General features: G+C 42.7%; 19 protein-coding genes and 1 tRNA gene. 15 read left to right on the top strand and 5 right to left on the bottom strand.

Annotation, left to right across the window (positions count from 1 at the left end; all coding sequences use genetic code 11):
* Positions 1–288: 288 nt before the first annotated feature.
* Both AOB57_RS05405 and AOB57_RS05400 read right to left on the bottom strand, forming a co-directional pair.
* The gene (locus tag AOB57_RS05405) at positions 289–843 is read right to left on the bottom strand and encodes a hypothetical protein (RefSeq protein ID WP_128503643.1); all 555 of its coding nucleotides are present in this window, start codon (positions 841–843) and stop codon (positions 289–291) included.
* A 37-nt stretch (positions 844–880) separates the two neighbouring features.
* Positions 881–1,984 carry a phospholipase C/P1 nuclease family protein gene (locus tag AOB57_RS05400; protein ID WP_054297841.1) on the bottom strand — a complete coding sequence of 368 codons (1,104 nt, stop codon included), beginning with the start codon at positions 1,982–1,984 and terminating at the stop codon, positions 881–883.
* 426 nt (positions 1,985–2,410) lie between these two features.
* On the opposite strand from AOB57_RS05400, the gene AOB57_RS05395 reads away from it, so the two are divergent.
* Entirely contained in the window at positions 2,411–2,914 is a 504-nt protein-coding gene (locus AOB57_RS05395) for a DUF2240 family protein (RefSeq protein WP_054297842.1), read from the top strand.
* A 90-nt stretch (positions 2,915–3,004) separates the two neighbouring features.
* Here the strand turns inward: AOB57_RS05395 and AOB57_RS05390 are convergent, their stop codons facing one another.
* Positions 3,005–4,633: an alpha-keto acid decarboxylase family protein gene (locus AOB57_RS05390; RefSeq protein ID WP_054297843.1), complete on the bottom strand. Its 1,629-nt coding sequence runs from the start codon at positions 4,631–4,633 to the stop codon at positions 3,005–3,007.
* Complete coding sequence (locus tag AOB57_RS05385) at positions 4,633–4,800, bottom strand: hypothetical protein (RefSeq protein WP_167829550.1); 168 nt, start codon at positions 4,798–4,800, stop codon at positions 4,633–4,635. Before AOB57_RS05385 ends, AOB57_RS05390 begins: the two co-directional genes overlap by 1 nt.
* Positions 4,801–5,505: 705 nt before the next feature.
* On the opposite strand from AOB57_RS05385, the gene AOB57_RS05380 reads away from it, so the two are divergent.
* The 13 genes from AOB57_RS05380 to AOB57_RS05320 all read left to right on the top strand — a co-directional run bounded on the left by AOB57_RS05380 (position 5,506) and on the right by AOB57_RS05320 (position 15,623).
* The gene (locus AOB57_RS05380; RefSeq protein ID WP_054297906.1) at positions 5,506–5,886 is read left to right on the top strand and encodes a 50S ribosomal protein L18e; all 381 of its coding nucleotides are present in this window, start codon (positions 5,506–5,508) and stop codon (positions 5,884–5,886) included.
* A gap of 10 nt (positions 5,887–5,896) precedes the next feature.
* Entirely contained in the window at positions 5,897–6,319 is a 423-nt protein-coding gene (locus tag AOB57_RS05375) for a 50S ribosomal protein L13 (RefSeq protein ID WP_054297844.1), read from the top strand.
* 13 nt (positions 6,320–6,332) lie between these two features.
* Complete coding sequence (locus AOB57_RS05370) at positions 6,333–6,737, top strand: 30S ribosomal protein S9 (RefSeq protein WP_054297845.1); 405 nt, start codon at positions 6,333–6,335, stop codon at positions 6,735–6,737.
* A 4-nt stretch (positions 6,738–6,741) separates the two neighbouring features.
* Positions 6,742–6,930, top strand: a complete 189-nt coding sequence (locus tag AOB57_RS05365) for a DNA-directed RNA polymerase subunit N (RefSeq protein ID WP_054297846.1) — start codon at positions 6,742–6,744, stop codon at positions 6,928–6,930.
* Positions 6,931–7,005: transfer RNA gene (locus AOB57_RS05360), tRNA-Pro, on the top strand.
* A gap of 113 nt (positions 7,006–7,118) precedes the next feature.
* Complete coding sequence (locus AOB57_RS05355) at positions 7,119–7,301, top strand: DNA-directed RNA polymerase subunit K (protein ID WP_054297847.1); 183 nt, start codon at positions 7,119–7,121, stop codon at positions 7,299–7,301.
* Positions 7,302–7,371: 70 nt separating this feature from the next.
* Complete coding sequence (gene rpsB / locus AOB57_RS05350; protein WP_054297848.1) at positions 7,372–8,115, top strand: 30S ribosomal protein S2; 744 nt, start codon at positions 7,372–7,374, stop codon at positions 8,113–8,115.
* A 69-nt stretch (positions 8,116–8,184) separates the two neighbouring features.
* Entirely contained in the window at positions 8,185–8,982 is a 798-nt protein-coding gene (locus tag AOB57_RS05345; protein ID WP_054297849.1) for an MEMO1 family protein, read from the top strand.
* Between the two features lie 342 nt (positions 8,983–9,324).
* The gene (locus AOB57_RS05340; RefSeq protein ID WP_054297850.1) at positions 9,325–10,230 is read left to right on the top strand and encodes a mevalonate kinase; all 906 of its coding nucleotides are present in this window, start codon (positions 9,325–9,327) and stop codon (positions 10,228–10,230) included.
* 94 nt (positions 10,231–10,324) lie between these two features.
* Positions 10,325–11,113 (top strand): isopentenyl phosphate kinase, encoded by a 789-nt coding sequence (locus AOB57_RS05335; protein ID WP_054297851.1) that lies wholly within the window; start codon positions 10,325–10,327, stop codon positions 11,111–11,113.
* Positions 11,110–12,210 (top strand): type 2 isopentenyl-diphosphate Delta-isomerase, encoded by a 1,101-nt coding sequence (fni, locus tag AOB57_RS05330; RefSeq protein ID WP_054297852.1) that lies wholly within the window; start codon positions 11,110–11,112, stop codon positions 12,208–12,210. Before AOB57_RS05335 ends, fni begins: the two co-directional genes overlap by 4 nt.
* A gap of 1,068 nt (positions 12,211–13,278) precedes the next feature.
* Positions 13,279–14,622 carry an RNase J family beta-CASP ribonuclease gene (locus AOB57_RS05325; RefSeq protein WP_054297853.1) on the top strand — a complete coding sequence of 448 codons (1,344 nt, stop codon included), beginning with the start codon at positions 13,279–13,281 and terminating at the stop codon, positions 14,620–14,622.
* A gap of 35 nt (positions 14,623–14,657) precedes the next feature.
* Positions 14,658–15,623 carry a polyprenyl synthetase family protein gene (locus tag AOB57_RS05320; protein WP_054297854.1) on the top strand — a complete coding sequence of 322 codons (966 nt, stop codon included), beginning with the start codon at positions 14,658–14,660 and terminating at the stop codon, positions 15,621–15,623.
* Between the two features lie 403 nt (positions 15,624–16,026).
* Here AOB57_RS05320 and ppdK read toward each other — a convergent pair whose 3' ends face one another.
* The gene (gene ppdK / locus AOB57_RS05315) at positions 16,027–18,678 is read right to left on the bottom strand and encodes a pyruvate, phosphate dikinase (protein WP_054297855.1); all 2,652 of its coding nucleotides are present in this window, start codon (positions 18,676–18,678) and stop codon (positions 16,027–16,029) included.
* A gap of 326 nt (positions 18,679–19,004) precedes the next feature.
* On the opposite strand from ppdK, the gene AOB57_RS05310 reads away from it, so the two are divergent.
* Positions 19,005–19,265 (top strand): H/ACA ribonucleoprotein complex subunit GAR1, encoded by a 261-nt coding sequence (locus AOB57_RS05310; protein ID WP_054297856.1) that lies wholly within the window; start codon positions 19,005–19,007, stop codon positions 19,263–19,265.
* The last annotated feature ends 113 nt before the right edge of the window (positions 19,266–19,378 follow it).

The following is a 19,378-nucleotide window of genomic DNA, read 5'->3' as shown; positions in this document are numbered from 1 at the left end:
TTAAATTTCTTTATTTTCATTTATCTTAAATTCTATTATCTTAGATTTTGTTTTATCCCAAAATTATTTCACTTTTTTTAATTTTTTATATATGGTGTAAATCGAATACAGGGAACTCACTATTTTTACTTCTACTTCAAATTTATTTCATGCTATGTGGTCGTTTCACATCTCTAGATAGAAATGAATTTCCCTCAATGATTAAACTTTTGAGTCATCCGATAGTGTATTATACATCAAACAATGCAATAATTTTTAAACTGAGGAATCACTTCAGGATATAACAAATTAGATGCTCGGCACAATCTCCGATATGTACAATCCCCCCAATAAAGGCCCTATTAATAATAAGAAAGAAAACAACAAAACAGAATTGACCATGCCGTAGTAGCTAATCCCTAATAACTCAATAATAATTATTATGAAAAAAGCTACTACAGGGAATATTTTAAGAACTTTCATGTTTCGTGTGTCTTTGCATCCTACTGAGCGAGCAAATATATAGTAACTTAATGGTACAGCTACCAATAATAATATCAACATAACTGTTTCTTGAATCTGACCATGAAAAAACTCGTAATCACGTCCTAAATTCATTTTCATGTGCAAGAGAATTGCCCAAACTCCGACTATTCCAGAACAAATAAACAAAGGCAGACCAGTGATATTCCTGTTCTTTATAGTCTTAAATCCAATAACTGTCATTGGAAACAGATATATCATACCTACAACAAGATGATATAAATTCAGCTCTGGTACAAACATGTTAACTAAAGTCATTCCAAACATTGACAAACCAAGCCAAATCCAACCAATAAAGAAAAGAGATGCCTCCCATGGCACCTCCTTAAATCTAAACTTCATTTAAATTACCTTTTCCTCACATTATATAATCATATAATCCATGGGTATATCTTGCGCACATTTGGACACACTGGGCAGTATAGTAAGCTACGTAGATATCTGAGCCAAAATTTTGAGGGTCTTCGTACATCTCGGTCCAGATATAGTCAAAATACTGGCTACTATGCTCAGCGTTGTCTTCAACCGCTTCTTCAGGATCATTCACAGTTATTGACTGAGTATTATATTGCACATAATCTTTAAACTTATATCCTGAAGTCCAATTGCTTTTCACATAATTCTCATAGATGCTATGGTATGTGTTTTCATAAGAATCCCAAATGTACTGATCACCCTGTCGGATTACTCCAGCGCTATGGAACGGGATACCTGGATCAGTTAGATAATGACTTGAGTAACCAAATCTCTGATGTGCAGTAGCCCAATCTCCATTATTCACTGCAGAAATGGCAGAATCCGCAAACTCATCGCACCTACCAGGTGCTCCTCCAATATGTAGCAACCCATCTTCATAGTGATTATAATATCTATAGAATGGTTCCGGGTCCATCACACCATTATCTGGGTCGTCGGCTGCATTTTTAGCATAATTCCTATAGGAAGATCCATCGCAAGCATAGTAAGCATAGTCCTGATGTGGGGTAGAAAGCCACATCACGGAGACAAGCTTATAACTTTTCAAAGACTCATTGACTAGCATAGGACCAATCTCACTCATAAATTCATAGTCGTCTTTGGTGATCTTATCTGGATACCTATCCCAGATATCTTTGATACCAGCTTTATATCTGTCTTTCTCCTCCTCAGAGACATTAAAACCATCAATGTACTTGAAGGTGATAGACCTACTTTCCTCCTGAGTGCCAGCAAAAGCAAGCGCTCTATAAGGCATCGCCTTAACGACATCCGGCAAAGAGGTTTGCAGTTCTAAGTAATCTGCAACTTCCTCCATTCCTTCTTCTCCCAGTTTGGCCTCTAAAGCCTCAATTTTTAACTGAGCAGCATCTTTAGTTAGGCTGGTTTGCTGTTCTTCTGTGGAGGCCATTGCTGATGGTATCAACGCCATACTAACTAGCATTGCCAAAAAAAGTATGCTTATTGTAATTTTGATCTTAATCATCTGTTTCACTCCTAATGATTTTAACCCCAGGAGGCAGAATCAGGCAAGCTTAAATAAAAGCAAAGCTAACATAATCCATGCATCTTGGGTAGATTTATAGAGTTTAGGGTGTATTGGGAAAATTACTTCCAAACCCTATAAACTATTTTAATTAATTCTTTAAAAGTTTTTTGTAATCTTTTAAACAATTCGATTTTAACTAATTTTGAGTTTGAAATTATTACTTTATCTCTGACAGTTAGATGATTTAGCCGGAATTATTTTATATGAGCATATCTGGAACAGATTGCTAATAGAAGCGAAATTCAGAATTGGGATAAGGCTTTTTGTGTTGTGAAAATATGGACAAGAGGAAAAGAGTTTCGAAGCGAAATTATTTCAGGATAAAACAACTTCTTACCAATATCAATTTTAAGGGGTTAGTTAATGGAAGAACTTAAACGAGTAGTTTCCGTTCCGTTTAAAAAAACACTTGCATCTTCCCTTTCAGAAAAAGATTTTGAGTATTCCCTGGCTTTTGACCTGAAATGGTTTTCCCCGAAAATTGCCTCAAAGGTAAAGGAAAAAGCTCTTGAAGCAGGCGTTCTCTCCCTTAAAGCCGGAATTCTTGTGCCATGCTTCGATGTGGAAAGTATCCGGCTTCCACATGCATTTAAGCCATCGGAGAATTTCCTTGAAAACCAGAAAAATTCTGGTGCAAAAAAGCCGGTAAAGGAAGAAATTTCTTTTGAACAGATTTTGGAATTTATCTCAGCAGATACCAGAGTAAACCGGCAGAAACTTGTTTCGGAAATTAACTCCATGCAGGACCGACTTTCCTACCTTGTGGATATCCGAATAGTAGCACTTATTGTCGGAAAAAAGTTCGGGTGCAATATAGAAGCAATCTTCGAAAGAGTTGCCAAGTCTGTACTCGGCATCTCTTTTTAATAAGTCTCCGCAATTAATCAAATAGATTTGATGGAAGCCCCCCTCTAAGCCGACGTTCTTATAATCTCCTCAAGGTTTAATCTACAAAGTTTATAAATTTTCGTGGATTGCTTTCATAAGTGGGGGAGCCGAGAGTTCTGGCGTAACTATTTCTATATATGCGCCGACCTTAGCAGTATCCAGCTCTCTCATGATCTTATCAAGGTCACCACAGGTGGTGGTTTTTCTTGTTATCCAGTTATTACAACCAAGCACCTCTGGCAACTTATGGTATTGCCACTCTGGAATGTCATTGTAACAGTAATCTAATTTTTTAGATAGCATTCTTTCTATCAGGTAGCCGTGATTATTCAGCACGAAAATAATAGGCTTTAGACCATAGCGGTAAAACTGGCTGATCTCCTGGACTGTCATCTGGTGTGACCCTTCGCCCGTTATAAGAATTACTCGTCTGTCTGGTGCAGCCAGTGCAGTGCCAAAGGCAGCGGGAGTAGCCCAGCCTATCGCTCCCCAGAGCATCTGGCTCAGGAACTTAACTCCTTCTGGTAAAGGTAAAGGCAGTAACCCATAAAAGGATGAGGTTGAGTCAACTACAACTATGTCATCGAGCTTAAAAAATTCGGCGTACTTGGCGTATAAATAGTCAGCTGTTATTGGGTCTTCAGCATTTACCTCTGGAACTGCGGGATGTTTTGCAACAGGTCCCCTGACATCAGTACGCTTATTAAGCCTTCTGGAAAGCTCCTCCAGTACATCAAGCATTTTTACATTGATATAATCAGTATTTCCTATATGGACACTGAAAGGCATGATATTGATAACTCGGGATTTATCCAGCTTCGCCGTGAACATGCCCATATTAATATCAGACATGACAACGCCTATGGCAAGTATGCAGTCGCAGGATTCCACAAATTCCTGAATTTCAGGATTGATAAGCTGTCCCATATATAATCCCATGTAGGAGGGATTTGTCTCATCAAGTACGGCCTTGTCCAGCGCCATAGTAGCATAAGGTAGGCCTGAAGCATTAATAACAGCCATAGCGAGGTCTTTGAGACCAAATCTGTCAACAAGGAAGCCCGGCATAATACAGGCTTGTTTTGCGTTTGATAACTTAGCTGTAATAATCGAGACCACTTCTTCAAGAGTCGCAGGATCGCTTTTTACAAACACATTCTTTGGTGCCGTAAGGGATGAAATCTCTGCATTCACATAGTCGTGAGGTATTGCAATGTAGACAGGCTGGCGATTTTCCAGGGCCGCCTCGATAACGCGCTCGACTTCATCAACGCAGTTTTCCGGAGTAAGCATTGTACTGGCGCATACTACTGGCGTAGCCATATCCATAAATGTGCCGTACTCTCCGTCACCCAGCGAATGATGCACTATGGCATGCCTCTTCTGTGTCTGCATTTTCGGAATTCCTACAATATGAAATACCATATTGTTCTCCGCATAAGAGCCTGCTATACCGCATAATGCCGAGAGCTCACCTACTCCAAAGGTAGTAGACAGTGCTGATATACGATTAATACGAGCATAGCCGTCAGCAGCATATGCAGCATTCAGCTCGTTGCAGCAACCTATCCAGCGAAGTTCATTATCATCGCATATCGCATTGTTGATAGGAAACGCAAAGTCTCCTGGCACACCGAAAATATCCCTTATTCCCAGTTGCTTTAATCTACCCAGAAGATATTGAATAACTGTCGGCATTAATAGTACCACCTGGTTGAGTTACTTATTTCATCACATAGATCAAGTACAGCTTTCATAAGTTTTGAGAAGTCCAGTCCATTAATTTTGAGAAGTATAGATATAGGCTCGAAAAAGGGACTGATGTGGGCTTCCCGGTAGTTATCGGGTGCAGACAGAGCAAGCATGGCAGGACTAGTTATATAGTCTTTTTTGTCTTGAGGCTCTTGGCTAATATGCCTTTTACTTTAGTTGCATCTATGAAGGAATCCTGTACTCTCAATGCCCACTCACACATAAAATCTTGGCAAGATATTCGCTCAACAGGTTATTGCCAGTTCCCCCTTAACTGATCAGTCCCATGGGAGTATATTCATTTAATAATATAAAATAGGGCTTCTTTCTCATTATGTCCTGCCCAAACTTATTACCTATCTGGTTGGATTTTTAATTAATAAATGACGATACCGGTATTTAGTGAATGAATTACCCGAATTACACCAGTATGTCAGCAAAATACCAAGAATTCCAGATGGGAACCAGAATCCAAAATGATCGGATTATTCGAAATTACACAACAGTATATTAGTTGTTTTTAATGGGATACACTTGCATAGCTTTAACTGTGAAACATTAAGAAGGTACAGGTAGACGAAGAAGAAATAAACACTTTTAATTATCCGAAATTATAGTAAATTGAGATTAAGGATGCACATAATCTTTATGTACTAGAAATGTTATTCACATCATACCAATTCCGATTAATCGCTTGTTCTTTAATTTGCCATTCCTGGGATTAAGTCCCGCACAGGCAGTTATAGCGATGTTCGAACGCGATAGGGAATTTTTTCCGCGTGAGTGGGATTTATGCAAATCTTGCGGAGGAACATACATTGGGTAAAAAATCACTGGTAAAACTGATAAGAAAAACAAATCCAAGAATCGTTTCCCTGATTCTTACCCTGAAAGAGAGGGCAAATGCTAACGCTGCCCCCATCTGGAAGGATATCGCGAGACGTCTTGAGATGCCGTCCAGAGACTATGCGGCTGTAAATATAAGTAAGATCAACAGGCACACTGCGGAGGATGATGTGCTGCTTATCCCGGGAAAAGTTCTGGGCGCAGGTCTTCTTGACCACCCTGTAACGGTTGCAGCTCTAACCTTCAGTGACTCAGCAGTTAAAAAGATTACTGAAGCCGGTGGCAAGTGCCTGAGTCTCGAAGAGATAATGGAAGCAAATCCGAAAGGATCCGGTATCCGGATTTTCCGCTGAGGTGTCGAAGATGACGGTTATCGATGCAAATGGACTTATTATGGGGCGTCTTGCAAGTACGGTTGCAAAACAGTTGCTTTCAGGAGACGACGAGATTTATATTGTAAATGCTGAGAAAGCTGTAATTTCTGGCTCAAGGGCTACTACCCTCAAAGATTACCGAGAAACCCGGGAGAGAGGAGCTACGGAATTCGGGCCTTACTTCCCGAAGCGCCCGGACCGCATCCTTAAGAGGACTGTTCGAGGCATGCTGCCTTACAAGAGGGCAAAAGGCAGGGATGCAATGTCCAGGCTCAAAGTCTATGTAGGCGTTCCCTCTGAACTCAAGGGCGCTGAAACAATCACTATTGCCGATGCTGATATGAGGCGTTTGAGCTCTAGCAAATATATCAAACTTGGTGAAGTGAGCCAGAAAATGGGTTCAAAGTTTTAAAGGGTGAGTCCTCATGGTCAAAGTAATTAATTCATCTGGAAAGCACAAGACTGCAACTGCACGTGCAACAGTCACGAAAGGAACCGGTAAGGTCAGGATCAACAAAATTCCGCTCGAGTTATATGCTCCAGAGCTTGTAAGGATGAAGATCTCAGAACCTTTGCTGATCGCAGGAGACGAAGTGGTCTCAGGGCTTGATATTAATGTAGATGTCCGGGGCGGCGGGATTGTCGGGCAGGCTAACGCGGTAAGGACCGCAGTTGCCAGAGGTATTGTGGAATGGACAAATGACACAGTAATCAGAGACAACTTCGCAAGCTATGACCGCAATCTACTGGTAAACGATTCCAGGCAGAAAGAGTCAAAGAACTTTGGTGGTCCCGGAGCAAGGGCTAAATACCAGAAATCTTACAGGTAAAAATATGATCCCAGTCCGATGTTTCTCATGTGGAAAAGTAATCTCAAACTATTGGGATGAGTACAAAAGACGTGTCAGTGATGGCGAAGACGCTGCTGCAGTGCTGGATGATCTCGGGATCACCCGCTACTGCTGCCGCAGAATGTTGCTGAGCCATGTCGAACTCATTGATGTGTTTTCGCCGTACCAGTAAGGGACCGTAGGGTAGCTTGGTCCATCCTTCGGCGTTCGGGACGCCGGAACCTGAGTTCGAATCTCAGCGGTCCCATTTCCCTATTTTCAGGGTGCTGGTTTTAAGGCATGTACTGTAAAATATCAAACTTTTCATTATTCTCAATTATCGGAATTCATCGGAGCGTTTTTAAGTTTAAGGGTGATCAGTTGGTCAAGGAAAAGTATACCCGGTTTGAGCGGGCACGAATTGTAGGTGCAAGATCATTGCAGATTGCAATGGGGGCTCCTGTCCTTGTAGAAGATGACGGGCGGCTGGATCCTCTCAGTATCGCTATTGAAGAGTTGAAGGCCGGAGTTATTCCTATCACGGTCAAACGTAAAATCAGTTGAAAACGCAGTGGGATACATTTTCAGATATCGAATGTGTTTTATTGTTGATTCTATATTATGAGGTGACTTTATGGAGGAAATTGAGAAAACAGGGCAGGAGGAAAACAAAGCACAGCCTGTGCCTGAAGAAAATGTCGCGGCTGAAGCAAAACCTGCACCTGAAGAGGAAGCCGCAGCAGAAACCGGGCCTGTGCCTGAAAACGAGGATGAAGCAACTTCTGCTAGAGAAGAAGGTTCCACATCCCTTGTGTCCATTGACGAATACCTGGCAGCAGGTGTTCACATAGGTACTCAGCAAAAGACCCAGGATATGATGCGTTTCGTATACAGGGTCAGAACTGATGGATTATATGTTCTTGACATCCAGTCAACAGACGAAAGAATCAAAGCTGCATCGAAATTATTGTCCCATTACGATCCCTCAAGAATTCTTGTGGTTTCTTCAAGGCAGTACGGGCAGCATCCTGCAAGGATGTTTTCCAGAGCACTCGGTACCAAATCAATGCTTGGAAGGTTCATTCCTGGCTTGCTTACAAACCCTCAGATTCACGGTTTCTTTGAACCTGATATTGTAATCGTTACCGACCCTGCAGGCGATGCCCAGGTTCTGAAAGAAGCTTCTAGCATTGGAATACCAATTATAGCACTCTGTGATACCAACAACCTGACTTCAAATGTGGACCTTGTAATCCCCACAAACAACAAAGGTAGAAAAGCACTTTCTCTTGTCTACTGGTTGCTTGCGAGGGAAGTCGCACGACTTAATGGTATTCCTTTCAATTACTCGTTGACCGACTTCGAAACACCTCTGTGATTCTGAAAGGCAGTCCTGCATACTGCAAGGCTATATAAAAATGATTCATATCTTATATGGGTGATATAAATGAGACAGCCAGCGGTTGCAGGGCAGTTCTATCCCCTGCGTCCTGAGAATCTAGAGAAAGAACTCAAGCAATGTTTTGAAGGTCTGGAGATCCGGGAACGAAATGTCCTCGGGGCTATCTGCCCGCATGCCGGGTATGTTTATTCAGGTAAGGTCGCTGCACATGTCTATGCAGCTCTCCCTAAAGCCGATACATATGTCATTTTCGGTCCCAACCATACGGGATACGGCTCACCTGTATCAGTGTCCACGGATACTTGGAAAACTCCCCTGGGATCTCTCGAGGTTGATCGTGAACTTGCAGACGGGCTATCAGGAAGTATTATTGACTTGGATGAGCTCGGACACCGATACGAGCATTCTATCGAAGTTCAACTTCCTTTCCTTCAATATCGCTTTGATCAGGATTTCATGATCCTTCCTATCTGCCTTGGTATGCAGGATGAAGAAACCGCAGTTGAGGTTGGAAATCTTGTTGCGGAGCTTGCTTCCAAAAGTGGGAAAAAATTAGCTTTCATTGCATCCAGCGATTTTACTCACTACGAGCCCGCAAATGTTGCAAGGGAAATAGACAATGAAGTTATAGGCGCTATCCTTAACCTGGACATTCCGGGAATATATGATAAGCTTTACAGGAGAAACGCTTCCGTGTGCGGATATGGGCCAATTGCAGCAATGTTAACAGCGTCAAAAAGGCTTGGTGCAAATCGGGCTGAACTGCTTAAATATTCAAATAGTGGAGATGTTTCCGGAGACACTAGTGCAGTAGTAGGGTATGCCGCGATTATTGTCGAGTAAGGAAATAGTGGAGTAAGAAAATTCTGCAGGGAAATGGAGCATACTCATTTTTAATTAAACAGCGGCAGGATAGTCACATATTCAAATAAATTTTTTATAAATTTTTACCGTTATCTACTTATTATAGGTTTGTAAAACAGGACAAACATCAAAAAGAAGTATTTTAGCATTTGGAAACAAATTAACGGTAAATTCATAAGTAAATTCGCTGTCACGTTCCAAGATAAATTCACTCTTGCATTCAAAAATGAATCATTAAACTCAAAAAAATTGCCTTCAAATTCAAGTATAAATTTATTGCTTGCCTGCTTCAATCAAATTTGTAATTTTCAGAGGAGTAATATGGTTTCATGTTCTGCCCCCGGGAAAATCTACCTATTCGGAGAACATGCGGTTGTTTATGGTGAAACCGCAATAGGATGTGCAGTTGAATTAAGAATTCGTGTGCGAGCGGAACTAAACAATTCTATAATAATTCAATCGGAGATTGGCCGAACAGGGATTGATTTTGAGAAGCATCCTTATATCTCCGCAGCTATTGAAAAAATTAAGGAAATCCTTCCAATAGCTGGTGTCTTTTTGGAAGTCGATTCTGATATTCCTGTGGGTTCAGGACTCAGTTCATCTGCTGCTGTTACAATTGCAAGTCTAGGTGCTCTCAATGAACTGTTTGGCTGCGGTCTCTCTCTCGAAGAAATTGCTAAAATGGGGCATGAAATTGAAATTCAGGTACAAGGAGCTGCAAGTCCTACAGATACCTATGTCTCTACATTCGGAGGAGTTGTGACTATTAACGACAGGAGGAAGTTGAAAACTCCTGATTGCGGGATTGTCGTAGGGAATACAGGTGTTTTCGCTTCCACAAAGGAGCTTGTAGCGAATGTTAGAAAGCTCCGTGAAAGTTATCCAAATCTTGTAGAACCTCTCATGGCTGTTATTGGAAGAACTTCCAGGATCGCAGAACCCTTTTTTCAGACAGGAGATTACCCTTCAATTGGCAAGCTTATGAATGTGAACCAGGGTCTTCTGGATGCTCTTGGAGTAAATACCTTTGAACTCTCTAATCTAATTTACTCCGCCCGGAAAGCTGGAGCTTTCGGAGCAAAACTTACAGGAGGTGGAGGTGGGGGATGTATGGTTGCCCTTACAGCACCTGACAAATGTATACAAGTTGCTGAAGCCATTGAAGGCGCAGGGGGTAAAGCAATCATAACAAAACCCACGGAGCAGGGCTTAAAGTTAGAATGAGCAACTCAAACCTTAAGCTTGTCAGAGTTTATCTCATAATTTCATATTATTTATAACGAAGCTGGAAGTTTTAAAAGGTATTAAGTGATATGGTATGAAGGTTTCAACAGAACCTGTTATCCTGAAACTTGGAGGCAGCGTCATCACAGACAAAGCTGCAGATCAAGGGATTGTAAGAGAAGCTGACCTCCTTAGGATTGCAAAGGAAGTTTCCGAATACCGGGGAAAAATGATTGTTGTGCATGGTGCAGGTTCCTTTGGGCATACCTACGCCAAGAAATATGGACTTGATATGGGGTTTGATCCTGATGGAGTAATTATAACACATGAGTCTGTCAAGAAACTTGCATCCAGGGTGGTAGATGCTCTGAATGAGTATGGAGTCCGGGCTATAGCTGTACACCCCATGGGCTGTACGGTTTGCAGGAATGGGAGGATCGAGAGCATGTACCTTGACAACATAAAGCTCATGCTTGAGAAAGGTTTTGTCCCGGTGCTGCATGGGGATATGGTCATGGATCTCGAACTCGGGGCGTGCGTGCTCTCAGGAGACCAGATAGTCCCCTATCTTGCAAAAAAACTCAGGATTACCCGGCTCGGGCTTGGCTCTGCCGAGGATGGGGTGCTTGATAATAATGGAAAACTCATACTTGAGATCACCCCCAAGACCTTCGAGACTTTCAAGCATTACATAAGAGGTTCGGGAAGTACTGATGTTACAGGCGGAATGCTTGGGAAGGTACAGGAACTTCTGGAACTTAGCAAAACGTCTTGTATTACATCGTATATATTCAACGCCGGAAAAGGAAATAACACATATAGGTTCTTGAATGGGGAATCCATAGGAACCAGAATCAGTCCGGATAAAAGGGTAGAAGTATGATCAACACGACCTCAAAGCGAAAGATCGAACACCTGAAATTGTGTGCTGAAAGCCCGGTTGAATCCCGAAAAGTCAGCGCGGGCTTTGAGGATGTGACCCTGATCCACAGGGCGCTTCCGGAACTCAATATGGATAAACTTGACCTGTCTATAAACCTTCTGGGGAAGCGTCTGCAAGCTCCCTTTCTAATCGCTTCGATCACTGGAGGACACCCAGATACTATTCCTGTAAACGCCGCCCTTGCCGCTGCAGCCGAAGAGCTGGGAGTAGGAATAGGAGTTGGCAGCCAGAGAGCTGCAATTGATGACCCTGCGCAGGAAGAATCCTTCAGGATTGTCAGGGAAAAAGCTCCCAATACCTTCGTGTATGGGAATGTGGGCGCTGCCCAGATTCGCGAGTATGGAGTTGAAGGAGTTGAAAAACTCGTAGAGATGGTTGACGCCGATGCCCTTGCCATCCACCTGAACTTCTTACAGGAAGCCATCCAGCCAGAAGGGGACAGGGACGCAACTGGCTGTCTCGATATGATAAAAGAGATCTGCTCTGTACTGGGCAAGCCAGTAATCATTAAGGAAACAGGAGCAGGAATCTCAAGGGAGGATGCCCTTCTCCTCCAGAAGGCAGGCGCATCCGCAATTGATGTAGGAGGCGCAGGAGGTACAAGCTGGGCAGGCGTTGAGGTCTACAGGGCAAGGGAAAGTGGAGATTCAGCTTCGGAACATCTTGGGGAACTTTTCTGGGACTTCGGAATTCCTACAGTTGCCAGCATTATAGAATCCAGGGTTTCTCTGCCAATTATTGCAACAGGTGGGGTCAGAACGGGAGTAGATATCGCTAAGTCTATTGCTCTCGGAGCCAGTGCGGCAAGTGCTGCCCTACCTTTTGTGGGACCTGCCCTTGAAGGAAAAAAGTCAGTTGTCAGGGTTCTTTCCCGCATGCTGGATGAATTCAGGGTTGCAATGTTTCTCTGCGGTTGTGCAAACATAAAGGACCTGTGTAGGGCACCTGTGGTTGTTACCGGCTGGACCCTTGAGTATCTGAGTCAACGCGGCTTTAATGTAAAAGACTATGATGTGGCAGGAGAAGATGCATTTTAAAGTGCAGCACAGATGTCCGGCTACTTTTACCTGTAATCTGATATCAAAAATTGCATTACACCGGTAAAGTCAAATAGCTGATGCGCTCATTAGAAAGTCTGTTCCATAACAATCTTTATACATGATACCAAAGTAATGTTCGGAATAAATCGTTAACATATGAATAATGGTTCGTACTCTCGAACAGTGGAAATTCACACAGAACTATCAAGGATAATTAAATCCGACTGAACTTCTGGAAGTTATTCACAGTTATATAGAATTTACTTTACCTGAGATCGGTATAACTAAGGAATTATTCTCATAAATTACTGTAAAACTAATTAAATGAAGATCAGTTTTACAGTTATCCAGGCTGAAATACTCGTTATCAAGTGATTTCTTATCGGAATTGGAATAATCCATGATAACTGTCACCCCAGGAATCGACTGTAGAGAGTTATCGTAATATCAAGAATTCACTGATCAATGTAAGAATGGGTTAGTTAGAATCAGCAGGAATGAAGCTACAAATAAAAGTAGGAACAAAAAACCAATAAGTAAAGACCCAATTGTAACAAAACAGGTTATTGAATAAGCTCTCGAAGAATAGGCTGAAATAGAGGACTGTACGTTTTCAAAATACTTTAAGGTTGGAACCTGCATGATTGGTTGGAGATGAGGTTCCTGAGAAGTACTGGCCAGTAAGGGAAGAGTGCGTAAAGGCTTCTGTTAATTAGGTTAATAGTCAGAATTCGTTCTATCTGGCAGATAAAAATCCATTGAATGGATGTGCCTAAAGAATTCTGGAGCATTTAACAGGCATTTGAGTATTTGTATACAAAACAAATATATGAAGTATATATCTGAAGTAAGATTCTTCTGTAAGGGATGTAACCTGAATTGTCTCATCGGGGGTTGAGTTCTTCCTGCGAGCAGGTCTGAGTAGTGACTGCTCTAAGCTGATTCTTTGTTAAATTGATATTATGCGCTCTGCTCAAGTCATGGTTATAACTTTAAGGTCATCACCTGATCCGTTTTCTGAGGATTGGGTTCACAAGGATAAAAAACAAATCAAGAGGTAAAAATATGACTGAAATAGGAATTGTTGCAGTCGGCGGTTACAATGAAATGGGCCGTAACATGACTGCAGTTATTATAGGTGAAGACATTGTCATTCTGGACATGGGGCTCAGGCTCGATAGGGTTCAGATCCATGAAGATGTCGAAATTGACAAAATGCATTCTCTCGAACTTATCGAGATGGGGGCAATTCCTGATGATACCATTATGAAAGAAATTAGTGGAACTGTCCGGGCAATTGTCTGTACTCACGGGCACCTTGATCACATAGGGGCAATCCCGAAACTTGCCCACAGGTATAACGCCCCAATTATCTCCACGCCATATACAGCAGCCCTTATCAAACAACAGATCGAGGCTGAGCGCAAGTTTGAGGTTTGCAACAGGGTTATTCCTTTGAATGCAGGAGGGACTTACCAGGTTACGGAAGATATTGCCGTCGAATTCATTAACGTTCAGCACAGCATCATTGACTGTGTACTTGCAGTGGTTCATACTCCAGCTGGAGCAATCCTGTACGCTTGCGACTTTAAGCTGGATAGGACTCCGACAATGGGTGAAGCTCCGGATTTCGAGCGCCTCAAAGCCCTCGGAAAGGGAGGGGTTATCGCAATGATTGTCGAGAGCACGAACGCCGGGCGCTCAGGAAAGACTCCTTCCGAACAGATTGCAAAAGATATGGTAAGGGATGTGTTGCTCGGAACTGAAGAGTCCGAAGTCGGGATGATCATTACAACCTTTGCCTCCCACATACCCAGGCTAAAAGCAATTATTGAGGCAGCCGGAGAAATGGGCAGGATTCCTGTACTTATGGGCCGTTCAATGGAACGCTATGTGGGGGCTGCGAGAGATCTGGGTTATCTGGAATTACCTTCCAATGTCGAGATGTACGGGCAGCGTAAAGATGTCGACCGGGCTTTCAAACGTATTATCCAGGAAGGAAAGAACAAGTACCTTCCAATCGTCACCGGACACCAGGGCGAGCCAGGCTCCATACTTGTACGTGTTGCGAACGGGGAAACCCCTTATACAATTGAACCGGGAGACAGGGTTATTTTCTCTGCAAATGTAATCCCGAGTCCCATGACTCAGGCTAACCGCTATGCTCTTGAAACCAAGCTCAAGATGCGGGGCGCCAGGATCTATGACAATGTTCACGTCTCAGGACATGCATACAGAGAAGACCACTGGGAGCTTCTGCGCATGATAAATCCTGAACATGTAATCCCTGCTCATGGGGATATGGAAATGCACGGGCACTACATCGAGATGGCGGAAGATGCCGGGTATGTACTCGGAGATACAGTACACCTTCTCAGGAACGGTGAAGTGTTATATATAGAAGAATAATTGAATAGGAATAGATTCCGTATCTCGTGATGTTTATGATGCTGATTGATGAGATCAAAAAAAGAAGTGTCCATGTTGATGACGCAATTAATGAACTGCTGCCAGTAGCCCGTCCCGAGGAATTGTATAAAGCTTCTCGCTACTTGGTCGATGCGGGAGGAAAACGCCTCCGCCCCGCAGTTCTTATTCTGGCAGCCGAAGCCGTAGGCTCAAATCTAAAATCGGTGTTGCCTGCAGCAGTAGCCGTGGAACTTGTACATAATTTCACTCTGATCCATGATGATATAATGGATAGAGATGATGTTCGCAGAGGGAGACCCGCAGTCCATAAAATATGGGGTGAAGCCGGGGCAATTCTTGCAGGTGACACGCTTTATTCCAAAGCTTTTGAGATCCTGTCAAAAGTCGAGAATGAACCTGTAAGGATTTTAAAATGTATGGATGTCCTCTCAAAGACCTGTACCGAGATCTGCGAAGGGCAATGGCTTGATATGGATTTTGAGAAAAGAGAGAAGGTTTCTAAATCCGGATACATTGAGATGGTGGAAAAGAAAACCTCGGTTCTCTATGCCGCTGCAGCCAAGATCGGAGCCCTTCTTGGAGGAGCCTCTGATGAAGTCGCTGAGGCTTTATCCGAATATGGACGTCTTATAGGAATTGGCTTCCAGATGTACGATGATGTTCTGGATATGGTCTCCCCCGAAGAAGTTCTTGGAAAAGTGAGAGGTAGCGACCTTATGGAAGGAAAGCACACTCTTATCGTAATCGATGCTTTCGAAAAAGGTGTGAAACTGGACATTTTCGGGAAAGGGGAAGCAACTCAGGAAGAAACCGACGAAGCCGTCAGTATCTTAACAGAGTGCGGATCAATTGATTATGTGAAAAACCTTGCAATTTCATATATCAACGAAGGCAAAGCAAAGCTGGACGCTCTGCAGGACTGCCCGGAAAAAGATCTTCTCCTTCAGATCGCCGATTATATGATCTCAAGGAAATATTGAATGAAATAAAGAATAATTGAATAAGTAATAGCTAAGACGCCAGAACTAATGAAGGCTCCAGGGAAAGTTGTGGCTAATGAAGGTCGCAATATAACCTGGTTTATTGTTTTGCTGGGTTCTAAACAGAACTCAGGCTTATTTTCGACTGAATTTAGATTAAGTTTAAAACCATTTTACTATTTCTTCTACCTATTAATATATTATAGTAATTCAGGAATTGTACTTTGTATTAACTTATTATATTATAGCGTATAATATTCATTGAAAACTAATTTTTTAAAAATCAAGGTTTTAAAAACAAAATTACAAGTCTTCATCATCCAGTTAAGTTTTCCAAGAAAAAGCAATAAGAGCAGGATGGGAGCCCTGCCTTTCTTTAAATTAATATTTAAAATTTCAGGAATTATTCATTATTTCTCATTTTAATTGTGCTCTGGGCAGCTACGAGCCTTGCAATAGGAACTCTGTAAGGGGAGCAGCTTACATAGTCGAGGCCTACCTCATGAGCGAAACAAATGGATTTCGGTTCTCCGCCGTGTTCTCCGCAAATTCCCATTTTGAGATCGGGTTTGACGGAGCGGGCTTTTTCTATGCCGATTTTCATTATCTCGCCAACGCCTTCCTGGTCAAGAACTGCAAATGGGTCGTGCTCGAGAATTCCTGCCTTCTGGTAGATTGGTACAAACTTGGAAACATCGTCGCGGCTGAACCCAAAGGTTGTTTGGGTCAGGTCGTTTGTCCCGAAGGAGAAGAAGTCAGCTACCTGTGCAATCTGATCTGCGGTAATTGCAGCTCTGGGCAACTCAATCATTGTTCCAACTTTGTAATCAATCTTTAAGCCTTTTTCAGCCATGACCGTTTCTGCCATCTTGCAGACTTCTTCCCGGGTGACGGAAAGCTCTTTTGCCAGGCCTACGAGCGGTATCATAATTTCGGGAATAACCTGCACTCCCTCGTTTGCAAGTTCACATGCTGCTTCCATAATTGCACGCACCTGCATATTATAGATTTCCGGATAGGTTATTCCGAGCCTGCATCCCCTGTGGCCAAGCATAGGATTGAGTTCTTTGAGGGAAGTCACACGCTGGATGATCTTTTTTACCTCGTCGATCTTTCCGCAGTCTTCTGAGGCTTCAAGCTCCCTGAGCTTTGTGTCCAGCTCTTCTTTGTCAGGAAGGAATTCATGGAGAGGCGGGTCAAGCAGCCTGATGGTTACAGGCAGACCTTCCATGCAGCGGAAAATGCCAAGGAAGTCTTCCTTCTGCATAGGAAGTAATTTTTTAAGAGCTTTCTTCCTGGATTTTTCGTCTTCGGCCATGATCATTTCCCTTACTGCGGGGATCCTGTCTTCTCCGAAGAACATGTGCTCAGTCCTGCAAAGTCCTATCCCCTCAGCCCCTAATTCGCGGGCAAGACTTGCATCTGCCGGATTGTCTGCGTTTGTTCTCACTCCGAGAGTCCTGATTTCATCAGCCCAGAGAAGAATCTGCTTCAAATCGTCATTTATTTCAGCATCAATCAGATCCACTTTCCCGATAATTACACTGCCCGTACTTCCATCAATGGTGATATAATCGTGCTCTTTGACAGTGTGACCATTTACCATGAAGAAATTATTCTTTGTATCGATTGAGATTTCCCCGCACCCCACAACGCAGGGCTTGCCCATACCTCTTCCGACTACTGCCGCGTGAGAGGTCATACCTCCGCGTACGGTAAGTACACCCTGAGCAGCTGCCATTCCTCCTATATCTTCAGGAGAGGTTTCGTTTCGGACGAGAATTGTCTTTTCTCCAATCTCAGCCATTTCCTCGGCATCTTCTGCAGTAAACACAACTTTTCCTACGGCAGCTCCGGGAGATGCAGGAAGTCCCTTTGCAACTACTTCAAGTTTTACTTTAGGATCGATTCTCGGGTGCAGGAGAAGGTCAATATGCTCGGCTTTAACCCTGGTGACTGCAGTTTCCTTATCAATTAGCCCTTCTGCTACCATATCCTTTGCTATCTTAACGGCTGCGGCAGCTGTGCGCTTCCCTGTCCTGGTCTGCAGCATATAGAGTTTTCCTTCCTGGATGGTAAATTCTATGTCCTGCATATCCTTGAAGTGGGCTTCAAGCCTCTGGCAGATATCTACAAGCTGATTATAGGCTTCAGGGATTTTATTTCCAAGAGTGTCAATGAAATCCGGTGTCCGGATACCTGCAACAACATCTTCACCCTGTGCGTTGATAAGGTACTCTCCGAAGAACTTCTTTTCTCCTGTCGACGGGTTTCTTGTAAAAGCAACTCCTGTACCTGAGGTGTTTCCTCTGTTCCCGTAAACCATGGTCTGTACATTAACAGCTGTACCCCAGCTGTCATCAATCTCATTAAGCTTTCTGTAAGTGATGGCTCTCGGATTATTCCAAGACTCAAAAACAGCGTTAATTGCCATCTGCAGCTGAACTCTTGGATCCTGAGGGAATTCGAATCCTTTTTCGAGTTTGATTACTCCCTTAAATCTCTCAGCCAATTCTTTCAGGGCTTTTGCATCGAGATCGGTATCTGACTCGACTTTAAGTTCTTTCTTCTTGTCTTCAATAAGGGACTCGAACTTGTCGAAGTCAACTCCCAGAACCACATCTCCAAACATGGAGATAAATCTGCGGTAGCAATCATAAGCAAATCTTTCGTCGTTGACCTTATTTGCGAGCCCGATAACAGATTTGTCCGTGAGCCCAAGGTTAAGGACGGTATCCATCATCCCCGGCATGGACACCCTGGCTCCGGACCTTACAGAAACAAGCAGTGGGTCTTCTGGATCCCCCAATTTTTTGTTATTTAAGGTCTCTAGCTTATCAATTGCTTCTTCGATCTGTTTGAGTACTTCGTCAGGATATTTCCGTTCCTTTAAATAAAGTACGCAAACTTCGGTTGTTATTGTAAAACCTGGCGGTACCGGCACTCCGAGATTTGCCATCTCGGCAAGGCCTGCGCCCTTACCTCCAAGTAAGTCTTTCATACTACCTTTGCCATCAGTTACATCCTTTCCAAAAAAATATACGAATTTGGACAATGAGTCTCCTCCCTGGAACGAGATCATTAATCGGAGCTAGTGACTATATATGACCAAATTTATGGTCTGATTGCTGCCAACAATGTCCATTTAATATATAAGGTTGTGGATTCCCACTCCTATATTTTATATTTTACTATCTCAATTCAGTTAATATTAACGTATAATATAGGTCTTGCGATATCTTTATATAGGATGAGCATAGACTACATATGCTTTTCAGTCTATGATATATAATCTTATTTATGACTGACAGAATAACATGCTCAAAGCCAGGCAATTTTGCCCTGAGCTGGAGAAATAGCTATTAATTACTCGTGGCTAATATGAAACGACTCGGTAAAGTGCTGCACAGTTCAGGTGTTAAAAACCTGATAGTTAGAGGGGATAAGATAAAACCCGAGAATGTATCAGGTAGTCTCCCTAAATTAAATTCAATCGTTGTAGATAAATCCTTGAATCGGATTGGTACAATTGTCAATGTTTTCGGACCTGTAAACCACCCATATTTTTTGGTGAAGGGCTTTAAACGAACTCCTGATTCAGAAATTCGGGCTCTCGTTAATGAAAGAGTCTATATTCGGTGAGATCTCTGACATTGAATGCGCGTTTGAATTCTTTATTATGGTTTAACATTAACTGGTTTATATATTTTTTGCTGGTTATAGCCGTGATTTTTCTTCTCCTTCCTTTTATATAT

This window comes from Methanosarcina flavescens (genome assembly GCF_001304615.2).
Taxonomy (GTDB): Archaea; Halobacteriota; Methanosarcinia; order Methanosarcinales; family Methanosarcinaceae; genus Methanosarcina; species Methanosarcina flavescens.
This window is presented reverse-complemented; position numbering and strand designations above follow the sequence as displayed.